At 71.1% G+C, this 19,594-nt stretch carries 20 protein-coding genes and 1 pseudogene; 15 read left to right on the plus strand and 6 right to left on the minus strand.

Features of this window, described 5'->3' with window-relative positions:
• The 6 genes from ABZU52_RS16975 to ABZU52_RS17000 form a co-directional block, all read left to right on the plus strand.
• The coding region (locus ABZU52_RS16975; RefSeq protein ID WP_354971951.1) for a DUF4178 domain-containing protein at positions 1 to 489 on the plus strand (489 nt) is incomplete at its 5' end.
• Between the two features lie 93 nt (positions 490 to 582).
• Complete coding sequence (locus ABZU52_RS16980) at positions 583 to 1,368, plus strand: hypothetical protein (RefSeq protein ID WP_354971952.1); 786 nt, start codon at positions 583 to 585, stop codon at positions 1,366 to 1,368.
• Between the two features lie 72 nt (positions 1,369 to 1,440).
• Positions 1,441 to 2,091 (plus strand): hypothetical protein, encoded by a 651-nt coding sequence (locus ABZU52_RS16985; protein WP_354971953.1) that lies wholly within the window; start codon positions 1,441 to 1,443, stop codon positions 2,089 to 2,091.
• Between the two features lie 10 nt (positions 2,092 to 2,101).
• The gene (locus tag ABZU52_RS16990; protein WP_354971954.1) at positions 2,102 to 2,911 is read left to right on the plus strand and encodes an SDR family oxidoreductase; all 810 of its coding nucleotides are present in this window, start codon (positions 2,102 to 2,104) and stop codon (positions 2,909 to 2,911) included.
• A gap of 168 nt (positions 2,912 to 3,079) precedes the next feature.
• A complete protein-coding gene (gene pyrE, locus ABZU52_RS16995) occupies positions 3,080 to 3,619 on the plus strand; it encodes an orotate phosphoribosyltransferase (RefSeq protein WP_354971955.1) in 540 nt (179 codons plus the stop codon).
• A 57-nt stretch (positions 3,620 to 3,676) separates the two neighbouring features.
• Entirely contained in the window at positions 3,677 to 4,054 is a 378-nt protein-coding gene (locus tag ABZU52_RS17000; protein WP_030332125.1) for a metalloregulator ArsR/SmtB family transcription factor, read from the plus strand.
• Between the two features lie 165 nt (positions 4,055 to 4,219).
• On the opposite strand, the gene ABZU52_RS17005 is transcribed toward ABZU52_RS17000, so the two are convergent.
• The 3 genes from ABZU52_RS17005 to ABZU52_RS17015 all read right to left on the minus strand — a co-directional run bounded on the left by ABZU52_RS17005 (position 4,220) and on the right by ABZU52_RS17015 (position 7,140).
• Positions 4,220 to 5,041, minus strand: coding sequence for a DedA family protein (locus ABZU52_RS17005; RefSeq protein WP_354971956.1), 822 nt, complete (start codon positions 5,039 to 5,041; stop codon positions 4,220 to 4,222).
• Positions 5,042 to 5,170: 129 nt separating this feature from the next.
• On the minus strand, positions 5,171 to 6,763 hold the full coding sequence (locus ABZU52_RS17010; RefSeq protein WP_354971957.1) for an LPXTG cell wall anchor domain-containing protein: 1,593 nt from the start codon (positions 6,761 to 6,763) through the stop codon (positions 5,171 to 5,173).
• Between the two features lie 164 nt (positions 6,764 to 6,927).
• On the minus strand, positions 6,928 to 7,140 hold the full coding sequence (locus ABZU52_RS17015; RefSeq protein WP_354971958.1) for a hypothetical protein: 213 nt from the start codon (positions 7,138 to 7,140) through the stop codon (positions 6,928 to 6,930).
• A gap of 124 nt (positions 7,141 to 7,264) precedes the next feature.
• On the opposite strand from ABZU52_RS17015, the gene ABZU52_RS17020 reads away from it, so the two are divergent.
• Both ABZU52_RS17020 and fbaA read left to right on the plus strand, forming a co-directional pair.
• Positions 7,265 to 7,648, plus strand: a complete 384-nt coding sequence (locus ABZU52_RS17020) for a phage holin family protein (RefSeq protein WP_354971959.1) — start codon at positions 7,265 to 7,267, stop codon at positions 7,646 to 7,648.
• A 136-nt stretch (positions 7,649 to 7,784) separates the two neighbouring features.
• Entirely contained in the window at positions 7,785 to 8,810 is a 1,026-nt protein-coding gene (gene fbaA / locus ABZU52_RS17025) for a class II fructose-bisphosphate aldolase (protein WP_354971960.1), read from the plus strand.
• A gap of 50 nt (positions 8,811 to 8,860) precedes the next feature.
• Here the strand turns inward: fbaA and ABZU52_RS17030 are convergent, their stop codons facing one another.
• Positions 8,861 to 10,054 (minus strand): hypothetical protein, encoded by a 1,194-nt coding sequence (locus ABZU52_RS17030; protein ID WP_354971961.1) that lies wholly within the window; start codon positions 10,052 to 10,054, stop codon positions 8,861 to 8,863.
• 249 nt (positions 10,055 to 10,303) lie between these two features.
• Here ABZU52_RS17030 and ABZU52_RS17035 point away from each other — a divergent pair, with 249 nt between their 5' ends.
• On the plus strand, positions 10,304 to 10,732 hold the full coding sequence (locus ABZU52_RS17035) for a DUF3151 domain-containing protein (protein ID WP_354971962.1): 429 nt from the start codon (positions 10,304 to 10,306) through the stop codon (positions 10,730 to 10,732).
• Positions 10,733 to 10,777: 45 nt separating this feature from the next.
• On the opposite strand, the gene ABZU52_RS17040 is transcribed toward ABZU52_RS17035, so the two are convergent.
• Positions 10,778 to 13,123: a chromosome partitioning protein gene (locus tag ABZU52_RS17040; protein ID WP_354971963.1), complete on the minus strand. Its 2,346-nt coding sequence runs from the start codon at positions 13,121 to 13,123 to the stop codon at positions 10,778 to 10,780.
• A gap of 92 nt (positions 13,124 to 13,215) precedes the next feature.
• Entirely contained in the window at positions 13,216 to 14,322 is a 1,107-nt protein-coding gene (locus tag ABZU52_RS17045; RefSeq protein ID WP_354971964.1) for a diacylglycerol kinase family protein, read from the minus strand.
• 124 nt (positions 14,323 to 14,446) lie between these two features.
• On the opposite strand from ABZU52_RS17045, the gene ABZU52_RS17050 reads away from it, so the two are divergent.
• The 6 genes and pseudogenes from ABZU52_RS17050 to ABZU52_RS17075 all read left to right on the plus strand — a co-directional run bounded on the left by ABZU52_RS17050 (position 14,447) and on the right by ABZU52_RS17075 (position 19,589).
• On the plus strand, positions 14,447 to 15,736 hold the full coding sequence (locus ABZU52_RS17050; protein ID WP_354971965.1) for an adenylosuccinate synthase: 1,290 nt from the start codon (positions 14,447 to 14,449) through the stop codon (positions 15,734 to 15,736).
• A 174-nt stretch (positions 15,737 to 15,910) separates the two neighbouring features.
• Positions 15,911 to 16,048: pseudogene (locus tag ABZU52_RS17055) on the plus strand (type IV toxin-antitoxin system AbiEi family antitoxin domain-containing protein); the annotation flags it as partial.
• A 228-nt stretch (positions 16,049 to 16,276) separates the two neighbouring features.
• Positions 16,277 to 16,840, plus strand: a complete 564-nt coding sequence (locus ABZU52_RS17060) for a DUF559 domain-containing protein (RefSeq protein WP_354971995.1) — start codon at positions 16,277 to 16,279, stop codon at positions 16,838 to 16,840.
• Positions 16,841 to 16,939: 99 nt separating this feature from the next.
• On the plus strand, positions 16,940 to 18,190 hold the full coding sequence (purD, locus tag ABZU52_RS17065; protein WP_354971966.1) for a phosphoribosylamine--glycine ligase: 1,251 nt from the start codon (positions 16,940 to 16,942) through the stop codon (positions 18,188 to 18,190).
• Positions 18,191 to 18,253: 63 nt separating this feature from the next.
• Positions 18,254 to 18,775: a SigE family RNA polymerase sigma factor gene (locus tag ABZU52_RS17070; RefSeq protein WP_354971967.1), complete on the plus strand. Its 522-nt coding sequence runs from the start codon at positions 18,254 to 18,256 to the stop codon at positions 18,773 to 18,775.
• Entirely contained in the window at positions 18,768 to 19,589 is an 822-nt protein-coding gene (locus tag ABZU52_RS17075; RefSeq protein WP_354971968.1) for a hypothetical protein, read from the plus strand. Before ABZU52_RS17070 ends, ABZU52_RS17075 begins: the two co-directional genes overlap by 8 nt.
• Positions 19,590 to 19,594: the final 5 nt, after the last annotated feature.

Consider the following 19,594-nt stretch of genomic DNA (forward strand, 5'->3'; position numbering starts at 1 on the left):
CGCGGTGCCGCGGCGGAGCCGGCGCGCGGCGGCCCGCTCCGCCTGACCCCGGGCGACCGCGTGCGGATCCGCGAGCGGGAGTACGCGGTAAGCGCCACCATCCGCCTGGTCGAGGGTGACTGGAGCTGGGTGCAGCACCTCCTCGACGACGACTCCGGCACCCGCCACCGGCTCTCCGTGGAGGACGGCCCGGAACTCGAACTGGTGCTCTGGACCGCCGAGCCGGGCGCCACCGTCACCCCGGGCGCCCCCACCATCGAACTCGGCGGGCGGCGCTACACCTGGGCCGAGACCGGGCAGGCGCGTTACACCGCCACCGGGGAGACCGAGCTGCCGTCGACCGGGACCATGCGCTACCACGACTACCAGTCCGGGGGCACCGCGCGGCTCTCGTTCGAGGCGTACGGCGAAGAGGGCTGGCGGGTGGCCCGGGGTGACCTGCTCGACCCCGCCGACCTGACGATCCGCCCCATGCCCGAGGCCCGCTGAGCCCTGGCCAGATGGGCGCGCCGGGCTCGTCACGGCATGCCGAACTGGCTGGTTGTCGATACGGTGTGGGCGCGATCTTAGGGAAGGAGAATCGTGGTCGATCCCCAGAGCACGCCGGCCCGTCAGCGGCCATCCATTGTGTCGATTTCCAGTTACCTGCTCTTCCTGTTCCTGGCGCTCCAGGTGATCAGTCTGATCATCACGCTCAGCACCATCGGCACGACGCGGGACGCGCTTCGTGACGCCTACGCGGGCAGCAGCACCGACGGCGACCAGGTGGCGGACGTCGTCGTCGCCATCGGCATCGGCGGCAGCATCGTCCTGCTGCTGCTCGCCATCGTGCTGGGCGTCCTGGCCCTCTTCAACAACCAGGGCCGCAACGGTGCCCGGATCACCACCTGGATCGTCGGCGGCATCATGGTCTGCTGCGTCGGCGGAGGCCTGCTCAGCAACGCGTCCGGCGGTTTCAACACCGGTGGCGGGACGTCCGGCGACGGGCCGAGCCCCGAGGAGATCCAGCGCCGGCTGGAGGACGCCCTGCCTTCCTGGGCCACCCCGGTCAGCCTCCTGATCGGTGTGCTCAGCCTGATCGCGCTGATCGCGGCGCTGGTCCTGCTGGCGCTGCCGAAGGCGAACCCGTTCTTCCGCAAGCCCACCGCGGCCTGGGAGCCGCCGACCCCGGGCGCCAGCTACCCGCAGGCGCCGGGTCAGCCGGGCTACCCGCAGGCGTCCGGTGAGCCGGGCTACCCGCAGGCGTCCGGTGAGCCGGGCTATCCGCCGAGTGGGGAGCCGAGCTACCCGCCGCCACCGGCCACGAACCGGCCGGACGACACGCCGCCCACGGACCGGCCCGGGTCAGCCCCGCCGTCGACGAGCTGACGGCTCGATAAGCACGACGCCGACGATCCCTCCGAGTAGGTTGCAACCCGACGCCTACCGGAGGGATTCGTCGTGTCGTACCCCGAATCGGCACCGGCCCGCCGGCCCGCCGTCGTCCTGTCGGCCGCGACCGTGCTGTTGGTGATGGCGGTGGCCGCGCTCGCGTACGCCGTGGTCGACCTGGTGGTGCTGGGCGGGACTGTCGACGCGTTCCGCACCGCCGCCCGCGACACCTCGGCGAGCCCGGAGCAGATCAACGACGTGGTGACTCTGCTTCGCGCGTCTGCGGTGCTGTCGGCGGTGGTGGCGGTGCTCTCCGCGCCGCTGCTCGCCGGCCTGGCCTTCGGGCTGCTGGCCGGGCGCAACGGCGTCCGGGTGGCGACCTGGGTGGTCAGCGGGCTCGGCCTGCTCGCCGGCTGTTGCAGCGTGGCGGTGGTCGTCGGTGAACGGGCCGCGCCACTGCAACTGGGCTCCGGCGAGCAGGCGCTCGCCGAGTTGCTGGGCCTGATCGGCGACGCGTACCCGTCCTGGTGGATCCCGCTCAACGCTGGGCTTTCCGTCGCACAGGGGCTCGGTTACCTTGTAGTAGCCACGTTGCTGGTGCTGCCGGCGGCGAACAGTTGGTTCGGCCGCCACCGCTCGACGACGCCAACCGCACCACCCATGTTCCTGCCCGCCTCGCACCAGCCTCCGCCGCCCGCGCCCCCGTACCCGCCCAGGTGAGGACCGCCCCGTGACGCTCGACCCCACGACTGCCGAGCGCCGAGCCCTGGTTACCGGGGCCACCGCCGGCATCGGCGCGGCGTTCACCCGGCGGCTGGCCGCCGACGGCTGGCACCTGGTGCTCGTGGCCCGCGACGCGGCCCGGCTGACCGAGCTGGCCGCCGAGCTGGGTTCCACGTACGGCCGCGAGGTGGAGACGATCCCAGCGGATCTGTCCACCGACGACGGCTGCGCCACCGTGGAGCGACGGCTCGCCGATGGCAGCCCGGTGCACCTGCTGGTCAACAATGCGGGCATCAGCCTGAACAAACCGTTCCTGCGCTCAACCGCGGAGGACGAGGCACGACTGTTACGGCTCAACGTGCACGCGGTCATGCGGTTGACCCTGGCGGCGCTCCGGCCGATGACTGAACGGCGAAATGGGGCAGTGATAAATGTCTCTTCGGTCGCCGGTTTCGGTACGGCCATGCCCGGATCGACGTACTCGGCCAGCAAGGCGTGGGTCACCAACTTCAGTGAGTCTGTCGGCCAGTCGACGCGGCCGTTCGGCGTTCAGGTGATGGCTCTCTGCCCCGGCTACACCCGCACCGAATTTCACCAGCGGGCCGGCATCAACATGTCCAAGACGCCGGAGTGGCTGTGGCTGCGGGCCGAGGATGTGGTCGACGAAGCCCTGCGTGACCTGCGCAAAGGCAAGATGGTCAGCATCCCCGCGTGGAAGTACAAGGTGGTCGTCGCCGGCATGCGACACGCGCCGCGGCGGCTACTCCAGGCGGTCGCGCGGGACACCCGCGGCCGGATAGGTCGCGACGAGCGCTGAGCTTCGACAGGCCCGTCCGCACCGAGCGGACGGTGGGACGGCGTTGGCGCGCCGCTGTCGGACCAGTCGCTGAGCGTAGTCGGACATCGCTAGTCATCGGTTCCCTCGGGGCTGATCAGGGTGGACCCCGCATACGGCGTTCAGAGTTGCGCAGTAACCTCTATCGCCATGGGGGACCACGACGACCTGCGCAAATTCATTACCGACCTGGCTGTGGTCCACGGACGGGTCGTGCTCTCGTCGGGGCGCGAGGCAGACTGGTACGTGGATCTGCGGCGCGTCACGCTCCATCACCAGGCCGCTCCTCTGGTCGGCCGGGTGTTGCTCGACCTCACCGCCGACTGGGAGTTCGACGCGGTCGGGGGCCTCACCCTGGGTGCGGACCCTGTCGCGCTCTCGATGCTGCACGCCGCCGCTCCGACCGGCCGGGCCCTGGACGCCTTTGTGGTGCGCAAGGCGGGCAAGGCCCACGGTCTTCAGCGACGGATCGAGGGACCGGAGGTGGCCGGCCGCCGCGTGTTGGCGGTGGAGGACACATCGACGACGGGCGGAAGTGTTTTGACCGCTGTCGAGGCGCTTCGCGAGGCCGGGGCGGAAGTCGTGGGCGTGGTGGTTATTGTTGATCGAGGCGCCGGCGACGCGGTGCGAGCCGCCGGATTGCCGTACCGGGCGGCCTATACGTTGGCTGACCTCGGCCTTGTGGCGTAAAAGTCTGCCGATTCGGATCTGCTGATATGCAGGCGGATCGATGCTGCTGGTGGAAGGATGGAATACGTGGGAACTGCGTTGGCCGAAATGACTATGCCTCAGATCTCGCCGCTAAACGGCGAGCCGATCGAACGTGCCGATGCCGAGCGTCTCGCCGGGGTCCTCAAGGCCCTTGCTGATCCTGCTCGGTTGCGGCTGCTCAGCCTGATCCAGTCGGCCCCCGAGGGCGAGGCGTGCGTCTGTGACCTGACGGCGCCGCTCGGCCTCTCTCAGCCGACGGTCAGTCATCACCTGCGTATCCTCACCGAGGCCGGCTTGTTGCAGCGGGAGAAGCGCGGTGTCTGGGCGTACTACAGCCTGGTCCCGAGTGCGATCGCGACGATCGCCGACCTGCTGACCCCGCCGCGTAAGCGAGCCACCAAGAAGGCTCGCTGACGTAGCACTCCACGCCGTCCCGAGCCGGGGCGGCGTCCGGTGGCGAGCCAGGGGTGGCGCCACCGGTGGTTGACACCTGCTCGTCCCCGGTCGCACCACCGGAGGCCGGGTTCGACATGCCGACGGCCGACCCCCTTCCCAGGGGGCCGGCCGTCGTCGTACCTCTCAACGATCCTGACCGTGCTCCGGGCGCTGACGGCCGTGCTGGTGCCCGTCGTGGTCGAACGCCTCGCGAGCCGCCTCCACCGCGCCGGCGGCACTGGCCGCCGCGACCACCGCGACCGCCTCGCCGCGCTTACGAGCCCGCCGGTCGCGCAGGAACTCGAAGAAGATCGGCAGCACCGAGATCAGAATGATCAGGGCCACCACCGGCAGGATGTAGTGGTCGATCTTGTCGCCGATGGCCTGGTAGATCTGCTCGGCCAGCAGGTAGCCGATCAGCAGGATGCCGTCCACCCAGAGCACCGCGCCGACGATGTTCCAGAGCAGGAACTTCCTGGCCGGCATGCCGAGCGCCCCCGCGACCGGGTTGAGGAACGTCCGGACGATCGGAATGAAGCGCGCCAGCACGACGGCCTTCGCCGGGCCGAACTTCTGGAAGTAGTACTCGGCCTTCTCCACGTACTCCTTCTTGAAGAGCCGGGAGTTCGGTCGCTCGAACATCGGCCGCCCGTACCGCGCGCCGAGCCAGTGCCCCAGCTGGGCGCCGAGGATCGCGCAGATCGGCCCACCGATCAGCAGGCCGGCAAGGGAGAGGCGGGTGCCGTCGCCGAAGATCGCGTCTGCCACCGGTGACGAGGCGACCCCGGCGAGGAACAGCAGCGAGTCACCCGGGAAGAAGAAGCCCACCAGCAGGCCGGTCTCGGCGAAGAGGATCACCCACACGCCGATCAGCCCGAAGGTCTGCAACAGGTCCTTGGGATCGAGCGGGTTCAGGGCGACGCTCTCCACGAGAGCGCGAGTCGTCTCAGCTGTGTCCACGGCCACAAAGGGTACCGAAGCCCAAGGTCCCGGCCGCGCCGGACCGGCCCGTCACCACCCGCCCGCACCGTGCGGCTCAACGACGGTGCCCCGCCGACCGTGGTGGTCGACGGGGCACCGGTGGTGCGGAATGGATCAGGCGACGAAGCGGGTCCGGCGGCGCTTGGCCACCAGGTAGCCGCCGACTCCCGCGGCGAGCAGCAGCGCGCCGAGGCCGGCGATCAGGCCGGTGGACTGACCGGTGATCGGCAGCGAGCCGCCGTCACCGTCGCCGTCACCACCGCCCGTGCCACCGGCCGCGTTGACCAGGATCTTGGCGACGTCGTTCGACGGGTCGAGGTCCTTCGTGAGGTTCTCGTCCGGGCCACCGTGCATCAGCTCGATGGTGCCGGCCAGGCTGCCCGACTCATCCACCTTGAGCGAGAACGGGAACTCGGCGGTCTTGCCCTTGCCGAGCACACCATCCACGAAGCAGGTGTAGGCGGTCGCGCCGGGCTTGCCGGCGTCTTCACCGAACTCGCCCTCCGCGTCAACGCAGGTCTCGGGGGCCTCGACGGCGCTGGTGCCCTTGGGCAGAGTGACCAGCGCGATGGTGTAGATACCCCGGTCACCGCCGGCGTTGATCGCCGCCGGACCGTTGTTGGTGAAACCGACCTTGACCGGCACGGTCTTGCCGACCGCCCCAGACACGGACGCGCCGTTCGCCACCACGTCGGCCTGTTGGTCGCCCTTGACCTTCAGCCGCAGGAGCGTCTCGTTGTTGAACGGGTTGGTGTCGGTCTGCGACGAGCTGGCGGAAGCCTTGGGCTTGTCGGCAGGCTCCAACTTCAGGACCCCATCGGTGCCCTTCTCGCCCAGCTCGCCGGCGGTCGGCACCTCGGCGCGGAAGGCCTCCCAGTCGGCGGGGGTGAGCCAGGTGGCGAAGCCGTAGTGTTCGCTGGGGGCCCAGGTGTCACCGGGGATGGCGAAACCGAATGACCCGTCCAGCGTCGCACCCGCACCCGGCGCCAGAGTCGCGTCGATCTTGCACGCGAAGGCGTAGGCGTCGAAGTCCTTCTCGGTGTACTCGCAGTTCTCGTACCGCTTGTCAGGAGCGAGGCCGTACGAGCCGAAGTAGAAGAGCACCACGTCCTCGACGGCCTTCTCGCCCGCGTTGCCCACGGACAGAGGTGACTTCTTGGTGTCGCCGGGGGCGCCCTCCAGGTGCATGAACGGCTCAGACACCAGGTCGACACCCTCGCCGACAGTGACAGTGGAGCGGAAGCTGGCCGTGCCAGCGTTCGGCGTGGTGACAGTGAACGTCAGCTCACCCTCCTGGCCGGCTTTCGCCCCATCGCGGGGCAGCACGGTCAGAGCGAGCAGTTGCACACTCGCTTCCTCCGCGTCCTTCACGGTGCAGGTGATGACGGTGGTCGTCTCCTTGCAGGAGTCGGGCCAGACCGGCGTCTGCACATCGGCGAAACCACTTACCGCACTGCGGTCCACCTTGACGGTGTAATCGGTCAGCGGTTGCTCAATGAGGGAGTAGAGCGAGACCCATTTCTCGGGGCCGCCAGGAGCGACGATGACGTTGTTGGCGTACAGGTCGAAGCCCTCCGCCGCATGCGCTTCGGCCGGAGTCGGTGTCGTCGCCGCGGGAGCGGCGACGGCCGGGCTGGCGGAGGCAGCGACGAACGCGCCTGCTACGCCCAGACCGGCGAGCCAACGCCGGGTGGAGTGGGTGAGCATGAGGGGGTTCCTCCAGTTGGGGGATCAGGTGGAGCCTGCGGATCTTAAGGAATCGCTAAGGCTCACTGCAGCCCGCGGAGCCGCCCACCGCGTAAGACGAACCGAAAGGTTGATCAGAGTCACCGCAATGTTCGGTCGGTCCCCCGCTACTGCGGTACGCGGGGTCAGCGGTAGTCGTCCTCGTCGCCGGTGACAACCCGGGCCTGCTCCATCGCGTCCCAGTCGTCGACCTCCAGGCCGCGGTGCGGCTCACTGTCGACGTCGGCAGGGCCGGCGACGGTGGCCTGCTCGACCGCGTCCGCCGGGTCCGCCTCGGGGTCGCGTTCGTGAGGCGCGAGGTGGTCGCCGGGGGTGAAGTCCTCGTCGGGCTGACCCATCGTCCCTCCCGGGAGTCTCGGGGCACGGTTCCCACCCACCGTACGGGCTGGGCGGGCGTACCGCCCGGAAGCGGAGTAGGCGGAATCAGCCCTCGGCGACACGACCCGGTGCCAGGATGGTGCCGTGGGCTTCCTCATCAGACTGGCGATCACCGCGGTCGCGTTGTGGATAACCACGCTGATCGTGCCCGGGGTGGACGTGCACGGCCGCTCGGGTGGCAACACCGTCCTCACCCTGATCGTGGTGGCGCTGATCTTCGGCGTGATCAATGCGGTGCTCAAGCCGGTGATCCGGGTCGTCGGCTGCGTGTTCTACCTGTTGACCCTGGGCCTGTTCGCGCTGGTGGTCAACGCGTTGCTGTTCCTGCTCACCGACCGGATCGCGCGCGGGCTCGACCTGCCGTTCCGGGTGGACGGATTCTGGCCGGCGTTCTGGGGAGCCATCGTGATGACAGTGGTGACCTGGTTGATCAGCGTCATCGTGCCGGACAACCTGGACCGGCGGTGAACGGCCAGCACCCGGGTCGGTTGTTCCGGCGCACCTCACCTACGGGATACTTCGGGGTGGAGGACAGCGCGGTCCGGCGCACAAATGAAGAACAGCGGCCAGCACGGCCGAGAGTGGTAAGTAAGGAGCACATCACATGCCCATCGCTTCCCCCGAGGCTTACGCGGAGATGCTGGACCGCGCCAAGGCTGGCCGGTACGCGTACCCCGCGATCAACGTGACCTCCTCCCAGACGCTGAACGCGGCGCTCAAGGGTTTCGCCGACGCGGAGAGCGACGGCATCATCCAGGTCTCCACCGGTGGCGCCGAGTACCTCTCCGGCCCCTCGATCAAGGACATGGTCACCGGCGCGGTGGCGTTCGCCGCGTACGCGCACGAGGTGGCCAAGAAGTACTCGGTCAACATCGCCCTGCACACCGACCACTGCCCGAAGGACAAGCTGGACAAGTTCGTCCGTCCGCTGATGGGCATCTCGCAGGAGCGGGTGAAGCGCGGCGAGGAGCCGCTGTACCAGTCGCACATGTGGGACGGCTCGGCCGTGCCGGTCGCGGAGAACCTGCAGATCGCCGCGCAGCTGCTCGACGAGGCCGCCAAGGCCAAGGTCGTCCTTGAGATCGAGGTCGGCGTCGTCGGTGGCGAGGAGGACGGCGTCGAGAACGCCATCAACGACAAGCTCTACACCACCACCGAGGACGGCCTGGCCATGGTCGAGGCGCTCGGCCTCGGCGAGAAGGGCCGCTACATGGCGGCGCTGACCTTCGGCAACGTGCACGGCGTCTACAAGCCGGGCAACGTCAAGCTCCGTCCGGAGATCCTCAACCAGATCCAGGAGGCGGTCGGTGCCAAGTACGGCAAGGACAAGCCGCTCAGCCTGGTCTTCCACGGCGGCTCGGGCTCCCTGCTGAGCGAGATCCGCGAGGCTCTGGACTACGGCGTGGTGAAGATGAACATCGACACCGACACCCAGTACGCCTTCACCCGGCCCGTCGCGGACCACATGCTCCGCAACTACGACGGCGTGCTGAAGGTCGACGGCGAGGTCGGCAACAAGAAGCTGTACGACCCGCGTGCCTGGGGCAAGGCCGCCGAGGCTGGCCTGGCCGCCCGGGTCGTCGAGGCGTGCGAGCACCTGCGCTCCACCGGCACCACGATGACCAAGTAACGACGTCTGACCGACGGCCGGCTCCCCACCCGGGGCGCCGGCCGTCGTCGTCAGGTCGTCAGCAGGCGTACGGCCTCGCGAACGTCGTCGGTCAGGTGGATCGTCGACGACAGGTCACCGAACGGAGACGCGGCCAGCAGCGGGCGCAACAGCGCCTCCACCGGCAGCTCCCGGGTCCAGTAGTCACGGTCCAGGAAGATGTAGGCGCCGCTGGCACCGTCGGTGCCGTAGTAGGTCTTGGTGGCCGCCTGGAACACCTCCTGCACCGTGCCCGCCCGTCCCGGCGCGAAGACGATGCCGCCCCGGGCGAGCCGCAGGATGGTGTCCTCCCGGATCGCGTTCGAGAAGTACTTGGCGATCCGCCCGGCGAACAGGTTCGCCGGCTCATGCCCGTACAACCAGGTCGGGACGGCCAGCCCACCCGCACGCGCCCAGCTCAGATCGTCGCCGCGTTGCCGGGGCAGCGCCGCGTACCGCTGCCGGACCGTCAGCGCGGTGGCCGTGTACCGGTGGTGGTCGGTGAAGTCGGGAGCGGCGGCCAGCAGGTCGATCGCCGCCGTCACATCCGTCGCCGGTCGGCCCGCCAGGTAGGCGCCGAGGTTCGCGGCCTCCATCACCCCGGGGCCGCCACCGGTCACCACCAGCCGGTCGGCTCGCGCCAGCTCCCAACCCAGCACGGCAGCCATCCGGTACGCGGGACTGCCGCGCCGCACCGCGTGCCCGCCCATGATGCCCACCACCGACTGCGGCCCGTACGCAGTCAGCCAGACCCGGGTGGCGTCGGCCAGCGCGTTGTCCACGCCGTGGTCGTGCAGCCGCTGACCCAGCGCCTCCTTGACGTCCGGCAGCGCGCCGCCGTGCGCCCGGTAGTGGTCGTACACCCGGGTGTCGTACATCCCGGTGAACCCGCCCTCGGCGAACCCGGCGGCCAGGTCGTCCGGGGTGTAGAGGTGCGACGGCTGGGTCGGGTACGGCAACCCCGAGAACGGCGGCACCACGTTCGCGCCGCGCCGCACCAGGTCGGCGCCGACGTCCCGGGACGCGAACCGGCAACCGACGAAGAGGGTGCCGGCGACGTCGATGCCGGTCAGGTCGGGCACCGGCGTGAGGTCGAGCCGCAGGCCCTGCACGGTCAGCCCGGTCAGCCGGCCGGTGGCCAGCTGCTGATCGAACTCGGCTCGGGTCTGGATCTCGCCGGCGTGCAGGTGCGGCTCGATGACGTCAGCGGGAGGTGGGGTCGGCACCGGGCCATCCTGCCCCTCCGCCGGGGCCGGTCAAACCTCGGGCCGGGGGTGGAAACGACAGGAGCCCGGCGGTCGTGGCCGCCGGGCTCCTGCGTAACCGGTTCCTGGGGAGGCTCCGGACCATTAGTTGTAGTGGAAAACACCAGGCAGCGGCATAGGCCGCAGGCGTGACCAACTCCTCAGCCGTTCAGCGGAACACGTCGGCCGACCCGCTCGCGTGTCGCCCCGTGCAGCGGGTTGAATGGGGCGATGCAGAACCTTTTGCCAGAGCCACCGGCCACCCGCCTGCCCTTGAACGCCGAGGCCGACGCCGCCCTGGCCGCCGCCGAGGAGGCCGGCACCGATGAGGCGTTCGCCGAGGTGGCGGCCCGCTTCCCGACCTACAGCGCGGCCTGGGCGGAGCTCGCGGCGCGGGCGTTCGCGCAGGGCCAGGTGGTGACGGCGTACGCGTACGCCCGCACCGGCTACCACCGGGGCCTCGACCAGCTGCGCCGCAGTGGGTGGAAGGGGCACGGCCCGGTGCCGTGGTCACACGAGCCCAACCGGGGCTTCCTCCGCTGCCTGTACCTGCTGTCCCGCGCCGCCGACGAGATCGGCGAGGCCGACGAGGCGGCCCGCTGTGCCCAGTTCCTGCGTGACTGCGACCCGGAAGCGGCGGACGCGCTCGCGAGCAACTGACCCCGCCCCGGCGGTCGGCCCGACACCGGGCCGGCCGTCGGCGGGTTACAGCCCTTCGGCGACCGCGGCGGCGATCTTCAGCCAGGCGTCGCGGGTGGCCGAGGAGAGCCCGCCGTACCGGATCGGCTCGCCACTGTCGATGAGCCGCTCGTACGGAGCCAGCAGCACCGCCCGGGTGCGGGCCGCGAAGTGTTCCTGGATGGCCGGCAGGTCGATCTCCTTGCGGGACGGCGGCATCGACACCACCGTCACGGCCTGCCGGACCAGCCGTTGCCGGCCGCTCTGCTCCAGGTGGTCGAGCATCCGGGCGGCGGTCTCGGCCGAGTCGTTACGGGCCGACATGGTGACCACCAACTGGTCGGTGGCGTCCATCGACGCCTGCCAGTTCTGCGCCCGCACGTTGTTGCCGGTGTCCACGAAGATCAACTTGTAGAACCGGCTGACCACCTCACGGATCTCGGCGAACGCGGCAGCCGTGAGCATCTCGCCACCGGTGGCCGACTCGTCCGAGGCCAGCACGTCGAACATCCCCTCGCCCTGCGAGCGGACGTACTGCGACAGGTCGCCGACCCGCCCGTGCGCGCCCTGGAACTGCCCGAGGTCACGCAGCATGTCCCGCACCGTGCGGGAGTGGAAGTCCTGTTGGGCGCGCATCCCGAGGGTGCCCTGGGTCTCGTTGTTGTCCCAGGCCAGCACGTAGCCGCCGCGCTTCTGACCGAACGTCATCGCGAGCAGCAGGATGGCCACCGTCTTACCGGCGCCGCCCTTCGGGTTGACCACTGTCACCTGCCGCAGACCGCCGAAGTTGCGGCGCACCATCTCGATGTCCCGCTTGAGCTCCTGCTCGTGCCGCCCCGGCGAGAGCCGGAGCAGGCCCATCTTGTTGACCACCGCGCGTACCCCCATGGTCGCCACCGGGTCGGCGGGGCGAACCTGGCGGCGTCGGGCGAAGTCCTCGGCGGTCGGCGCGGCGGTCTCTTCCGGTGTCCAGGTCGCGTCCGGGTACGCGGTCGCATCCGGGTACCCGGGGGCCGGCACCCGGGCCACCCCGTCGACCTCGTGGTACGACTGTCCGGGCGTGCCGCCGGGCGAGCCCTGCTGCCAGGGCGGTGGGTACCAACCCGGCGATGGTGGGAACGGCCCGGGCGGTGGAGTCACCGGCCCCGCCTGCTGCGGCGTGGGAGGGCCGGGCGGCGGGTTGCTGAACTGCGTCAGGTCGGGCGGCGGCGGAATCTGCGCCGGGCCGGCCTGACCGGGGATGGCCGGGGTGAACGGCTGCCCGGGGTGTGCCTGCGCGGGGCCGGCGGACGGCACGACGGCGTGCGGGACGACGGGCGGCGGAGGCGGAATCGGAGGCGTCGCGCTGGCCTCCTCCTGCGCGGAACCGGCCGCTCCAGCCGGGCGTTGCGGCGGATACGCCCACGGCGAGTCGGCAATCGGCCGCGCCGGCCCGTCGGCGGACCCGTCCGCACCGGGCCCGCCAGCCTGCGTACTCGGCCCGTTGGGCTGCGGTGTCGGCCCGTTGGGCTGGGGTGCTGGCCCGCCGGCCTGCGATGCCGGTCCGGGCCCCGCAGGGCCCGCGGTCGGGGAGTCTGCCGGCGCGGGGCCGGCTGGGATGGGTCGGTCGGTGGCGGTGGGGCGGTCCAGGGTGAACGGCAGGTCCAGGTCGACCCCGCCCGGGGTGATCGGAGCGGTGCTCGGCCCCCGGTCGTCGGGTTGTACCTGCGTCGCCTCGCCAGCCTTGCTGGCCGCGCCGCTCGCTGCACTGGCCGCGCCGCTCGCTGCACTGGCCGCGCCGCTCGCTGCACTGGCCGCGCCGCTCGCTGCACTGGCCGCGCCGCTCGCTGTACCGGCCGCGCCGCTCGCGGCGGGTCGGCCGTCCCACGGCGCGAAGGTGGTGCTCGGTGTCGCAGCGGCAGCGGGGATGCCGGTGCCAGTTGGCCCACCGTTGCTCCCGCTGCCGGTTGCCGGCGGCTGGGTGCCGGTCACTGGCGGAGTGGGCGGCGGTGCGGCAGCGGCCGGGTCGGTCGGTGGTGGCCAACTCGGCTGCGCGGGCGCCCAACCCGATCCGGTGCCGGACGGGCCGCTGGGCGCCCACCCCCCGGGCGCCGGGACGGCGCCGGTGAGCGACGGGTAGTCCGACGGCGACGGCGGCGACAGGGCCGCGGCGCCGGGTTGACCGGGAACCGGCGGTCGTCCGATCGGCGGCGCGGCCACCGGTGGCGTGACCGGCGAGGTGACCGACGATGGCCCACCCCGCTGCTCGGCGACCGCAGCCCAGGGCGGCACCGCGCCGCGGTCGCCCGGATCCGGAGGCCAGAGTGGTTCGACGTCCCGCTCCGGCACCGGCTGCTGGCCGGGCACCTGCGCCCGGTCGGCGTTCTCGTCCATTACGGCCCTCCCCAGTCCTCCTGCGAGGATAGGCCCATTCGCCCGGCAGGGCCGCTCGGCGCAGGCAGGTCGGCCGGTCGGTGCGGTCGAGGTCAGATCGACCAGACCGCCCAGGCACCAGGCTCGATCCACCACGAACGCTTGCGGGTCAGCTCACCTTCGACACCATCGTCGAGGTACGGCACCTTGCCCTCCCTGGGCAGCACCGACACCGCCCGCCCACGGGCCCGCCGAACTTCGAGGCGTACCCGCTTGCGCCCCCACGCCGAGCGGACGACCACCGGAACGGCCACCGCGACCTCGACCTGGCCGTCGGCCGGGTCCGGCGCGGTCAGCAGCGTCACGTCGTCGAGCGTCGCGTACCCGCCGGCGTTGCCGACCGCACAGGCCAGCAGCGGCTCCGCACCGTCGGTGAGGATGGTGTCGTCGACCTCCACCCGGGCGCGCCAGTGCAGCGGCCGACCGGCGTCGTCGGCGGCACCGAGGAGCGCGCCGTCCAGGGTCACCGAACCGCCGTCGTTGCGGAGCAGGTCCAGCCGGCGCGGCGTGCCGTCCAGCACCGCGGCGGCCACCGCCGCCGGGTCACGGGGCAGCCCGAGCTGCGCGGCCAGGTCCCGGTGGGTGCCGGCACGGGCCGGATCAAGCGGGAGTACGGCCACCGGAGGCAGGTCGGGCAGGGTGCGGTTGCCGGGCAGGTCCGCCGGGCGCTTGCTCGGCGCCGGGGCGTACCGCCGGACCAGCCGGCGCAGCACGGCGCGCAACTGCCCGTCGCTGGCCGTGGCGACGACCAGCCGGGTCTTGCTGTCCGGGTCCGGCCAGGTGAGACCGTCCGGCCGGGCCGGGCCGTCGAGCCGGGCCAACACCGCGTCGATCTCCGCGTCGGAACGGGCGGTGATCGTCTCCACCCGGGCGCCCCGGGCGTTCAGCGCATCGGCGCAGGCCAGCACCGGCACCCGCGGTCGCTCCGTCGCGCACTGCTCGGTCTGGCCGGTCTGGCCGCTGTCGGCTCGGTCGGTGTCGGTCTGGCCGGAGTCGGTCTGGTTGCCGTCGGTCTGGGCGGTCCCGGTCTGGGCGGCGTCGGTCTGGCTCGTCGGGGCGGTGTCGGCCCCGGTCGCACCGCCGCAGCAGGCCCCGCCGCTGCCACAGCCCCCGGGAGCGTCCCGCTCCGAACCGAGGGTGAGCAGCACCACGTCGTACACGGAAGGAGCCTCCTGCCTCTCGACGCGACCCCTGCCGGCCACGCCGTCACTACTTGTTAACCTGACACCCCGGGCTCGCCGAGCGGTCGCCACCTGGCACCCGAGCCTTCTGGAGGCGGAAAAGATGCCAGCGATCGTGCTCATCGGCGCTCAGTGGGGCGACGAGGGCAAGGGCAAGGTTACCGACCTGCTTGGTGAGCGGGTCGACTACGTCGTGCGCTACTCCGGCGGCAACAACGCCGGACACACGGTGATCACCCCGGACGGCCAGAAGTACGCGCTGCACCTGATGCCGTCCGGCGCGCTCTCGCCGAGCGCGATGATCATCATCGGCAACGGTGTGGTGGTCGATCCGAAGGTGCTGCTCGCCGAGATCGACGGCCTAGCCGAGCGCGGCGTCGACGTGTCCCGGCTGCGGATCTCCGGTGACGCGCACCTGATCATGCCGCACCACCGGGCGCTGGACCGGGTCATCGAGCGCTACCTCGGCTCGTCCCGGATCGGCACCACCGGCCGCGGCATCGGCCCGGCGTACGGGGACAAGGTCGCCCGGATCGGCATCCGCCTCCAGGACCTGCTCGACCCGGGCATCCTGCGCAAGAAGCTGGAACTCGCGCTGCGCGAGAAGAACCAGATCCTGTTCAAGGTCTACAACCGCAAGGCGATCGACCTTGAGGCGACCGTCGAGGAGTACCTGGAGTACGCGGAGCGGCTCAAGCCGTACATCGCGGAGACCCGGGCGATGCTCTGGGACGCCCTGGACCGGGGCGAGACGGTGCTGCTGGAGGGCGCCCAGGCCACCATGCTCGACATGGACCACGGCACGTATCCCTTCGTGACCTCGTCCAACCCGACCGCCGGTGGCGCCTGCGTGGGCGCGGGCATCCCGCCGACCGCGATCAACAAGGTCATCGCGGTGAGCAAGGCGTACACCACCCGGGTCGGTGCCGGGCCGTTCCCGACCGAGCTGTTCGACGCCAACGGCGACCACCTGCGCAAGATCGGCGCGGAGTACGGCACCACCACCGGCCGGGAGCGCCGGTGCGGGTGGTTCGACGCGGTCGTCGCCCGGTACGCCTGCCGCCTCAACGGCGTCACCGACCTGGTCATCACCAAGCTGGACGTGCTCACCGGGCTGCCCAAGGTGCCGATCTGCGTCGGCTACGAGATCAACGGCGTCCGGGTCGACGACATGCCGATGAGCCAGACGGACTTCCACCACGCCAAGCCCGTCTTTGAGGAACTCGACGGGTGGTGGGAGGACATCACCAAGGCCCGCACCATCGACGACCTCCCGGAGAACGCCCGCCGCTACATCGCGCGGGTCGAAGAACTCTGCAACACGAGAGTGAGCGTCGTAGGCGTAGGCCCAGGCCGAGAAGAAAACGTCCACCTCCACCCCCTCCTCCCCTAACCCCGCGCCCCTCCACCTTTCGGCCCGGTGATCAAGAAGTTTGCGTCAGATTTCCCCGCGAAGTTGACGTAAAGCTCTTGATCACCGAGCCGAAGTGGGCGGGGTTATCCACAGGGAGCAGGGGGTTGTCCACAGGGGCTTCGCTCGGGTGGGGCAGGTGGGCAGGGTGTGGGCGTGGGTGCGTATCAGCTTCTTCGCCAGATCGCGGCCGGGCAGGACGGCCTGGTCACCATGGGCCAGGCATTGCGTGCCGGCCTGACCAGGGACCAGATCCGACAGTTGCACCGGTCCGGCAGGTGGCAGCGGCTTCTTCGTGGCTGCTTCGTTCCAGATGCGGAGTTCAGTGATTCGACGCTTCGGCGGGCGCGAATCCGCGCGGCGGTATTGAGCCTGGGCCCGGGCGCCTTCGCTGTTCTGGACTCGGCGTTGGAGTTGCACGGCATCGCGGGTCTTCGTCGGACATCACAGGTACACGTCTCGGTCCCAGTCGATCGACCTCGGCCCCAGCGCTCCCTGGTGCCGTGGTTGACGGTGCATCAGGTGACCGTCGGTTCCGGCGACGTCGTCGAGGTTGCAGGCATCCCGGCGACCTCCCCAATCCGCACCGTCTCGGACGTGATCCTTCGGGTTGATCGTTATCCAGCGGTCTCGGTCCTCGACTCAGCGCTGAACCGGGGCCGTATCGACCCGGCGCGCCGGGCGACCATCCCGAACCTGATCCGGGGGCGGCGGGGTGCGGTCCTGGCACGCGCCTGTCTGGCCGAGGCGGACGGGCGGGCGCAGTCGCCGCTGGAGACGCGTAGCCGACTGCGGTGTGTGGACGGCAGGGTGCCGCCAGACACGCTGCAGTTGGAGGTACGCGACGACGACGGCTATCTGCTCGGCATCGGCGACCTGGGTTGGCGTGGCCCAAGGCTGATCGCCGAAGCGGACGGCCGAGACGCGCACGACACTCCGGAGGCCGCCTACGCTGACCGCCGTCGCCAGAACCGCCTGGTCAACGCCGGCTGGACCATCCTCCGCTTCACCTGGCGGGACACCCTGAACCCCGACTACATCCCGTGGACGGTCCGCCAAGCGATCGCGGCTGCCCAGCGAAGGTGATCAAGAGGTTTGCGTCAAGAATGAGTCCGCAGCTGACGCAAACCTCTTGATCACCGAGGCTCGGCGGGGGTTTGGGCGGGGGACAGTAGGATCTCGGGCGTGCGGGTTCTTTTGGTGGGTGGTGGCGGGCGGGAGCATGCGCTTGCTCTCGGGCTGGCGGCGGATTCGGGCGTTTCCGCGCTCGTGGCGGCGCCGGGTAATCCGGGGATCGCGGGGCTCGCCGAGCTGCGGGCCGTCAACGCCTCAGATCCGGCCGCGGTGGCGGCATTGGCCGTGGAGACGGCGGCTGACCTGGTGGTGATCGGGCCCGAGGCGCCGTTGGTCGCCGGGGTCGCCGACGCGGTACGCGCCAAGGGCATCGCCGTGTTCGGTCCATCCGGCGCGGCCGCTCAGTTGGAGGGTTCCAAGGCGTTCGCCAAGGACGTGATGACCGCCGCCGGCGTGCCGACCGCCCGGGCGTACGTCTGCACGGACGAGCAGAGCACCGCTCGGGCGCTGGACGAGTTCGGCGCGCCGTACGTGGTGAAGGACGACGGGCTCGCCGCCGGCAAGGGCGTGGTGGTGACCGACGACCGGGCCGCCGCGCTGGCGCACGCCAACGAGTGTGGACGGGTCGTGGTCGAGGAGTTCCTCGACGGCCCGGAGGTCAGCCTCTTCGTGGTCACCGACGGTGAGGCGGCGCTGCCGCTGGTGCCGGCACAGGACTTCAAGCGGCTTGGCGACGGCGACACCGGGCCGAACACCGGTGGCATGGGCGCGTACGCACCGCTGCCCTGGGCGCCGGCCGGCCTGGTCGACGACGTCATGCGTGACGTCGTGCACCCGACGTTGGCGGAGATGCGTCGCCGCGGCACCCCGTTCGCCGGCCTGCTCTATGTCGGGCTAGCGATCACCGCCGCCGGCCCTCGGGTGATCGAGTTCAACGCGCGGTTCGGTGACCCGGAGACCCAGGTGGTGCTCGCGCTGCTGGAGACGCCGCTGGGCGGGCTGCTGCACGCGGCGGCCACCGGCACGTTGGCCGAGCACCCGCCGCTGCGGTGGCGGGACGGCAGCGCCGTGACGGTGGTGCTCGCCTCGCCGGGCTATCCGGCCGCGCCGCGTACCGGCGACGTGATCACCGGCGCGGACGGTCCGGGCATCATCCACGCGGGCACCGCCCGCCGGGCCAGCGACGGCGCGTTGCTCTCCGCCGGCGGCCGGGTCCTCTGCGGTACGGCCACCGGCGCCGACCTGGCCGCCGCGCGGGATGCCGCGTACGCGCTGGTGAACGGGGTGGAGCTGGCCGGCTCGCAGCACCGCACCGACATCGCCGCCGCCGCGATCGACGGCCGGATCACGATTCCCGGCTGAAACCGGGCAACCCCCGGCCGTCCCTCCGCCGTTTGACCGGTGAGACGAGGGGGTGGCGGGCGGATGCCGGTCGATGTCGAGGGCTACCGCGACTACGTCGGCGCGCGGCTGGAGTCGTTACGCCGCACGGCGTACCTGTTGTGCGGCGACTGGCACACGGCCGACGACCTGGTGTCCACCGCGCTGATCAAGCTGCTCAGGCATTGGCCGAGGGTGTCCGCCATGGACAATCCGGACGCGTACGTCCGGCGCACCCTGTTGCGGGTCTGGCTGGACGAGCGGCGCCGGCCGTGGCGGCGGGAGGCAGCCTGGGCGGAGGTGCCGGATCAGCCGTTGGCGGCCGGCGCCACCGAGGGTGCCGCGGATCGCCTGACCATCCTCGCTCTGCTGGCCGAGCTGCCGCCGCGCCGCCGCGCGGTCCTGGTGCTGCGTTACTTCTGCGACCTGTCCGTCGAGGAGACCGCCCGCGAGTTGGGCTGCACCGCCGGCACCGTGAAGAGCCAGTCGGCTCGGGCGATCGAGGCGCTGCGTGGTCGCCTCGTCGACCTGCCGACTCGAATCGAGGAGGTACGGACCGATGGATGAACTGACGAGGCATTTCCGGGACGCCGTGGCCGGGTCGCCGCCGAGCCGGGTCGATCTGGACGGGTTGATTACCGCCGACCGGCAGCGCCGCCGACACCGGGCGTTGACGTTGGCCGGTACCGGGGTCGCCGCGGCCGTGGCGGCCGTCGCGGTGCCGACCCTGGTCGCCGCACCGGGACCGGGTGAGATGGCCCTGCCACCGATGAGTTCCGGGTCTGGCGATGCGTCGCTCTGCGCGGCACCGATCCCGTTGCCCAGCGGACCGGAGCCACCGTTGGCGACGTACGACACGGTGCGCGTACGCCCGACGGAGCCCTGGGAGGTGGGCGTACCTCGGCTGACCGCGGCGCTGAGGGCGGCGCTGGCCACCACCGTGCCGACGAACCTCACCGTGACCGGGACGGTGCCCGAGTGCGATCGGCCGCAGTTCGCGTACCAACCTCCATACCGGCAGTACGAGACGATCGCAACACTGAGTCGCGACGGGCGGCACAGCCATCTGAAGGTGGCCGTGAGCCCCACTGGGGCCGAAGCGCAGGCGGACTGTGCGGAGGCGCCTGACCATCGGAACTGCGAGGTGTGGGGGCTGGGCGACGACGGGGTGGCGATGCTCAGCACCAGCACGGACCCGGCCGGGGGCACTCTGCGCTGGGTGCAGCTCATGCGGGTGGACGGCACGTCGGTGACGGTCACCGCAGGTAACCTCCTCTACGGGGACCGCGGCCCAGGCGCCCGGGCTGCCCGCGAGGCGCTGCTGACCTCGCAGGAGCTCGTCGAGCTGGCGCGGGCGCCGGGCCTGACCCTCTACCCCTGAACGGC

Source organism: Micromonospora sp. NPDC005220, assembly GCF_040607895.1.
Taxonomy (GTDB): Bacteria; Actinomycetota; Actinomycetes; order Mycobacteriales; family Micromonosporaceae; genus Micromonospora.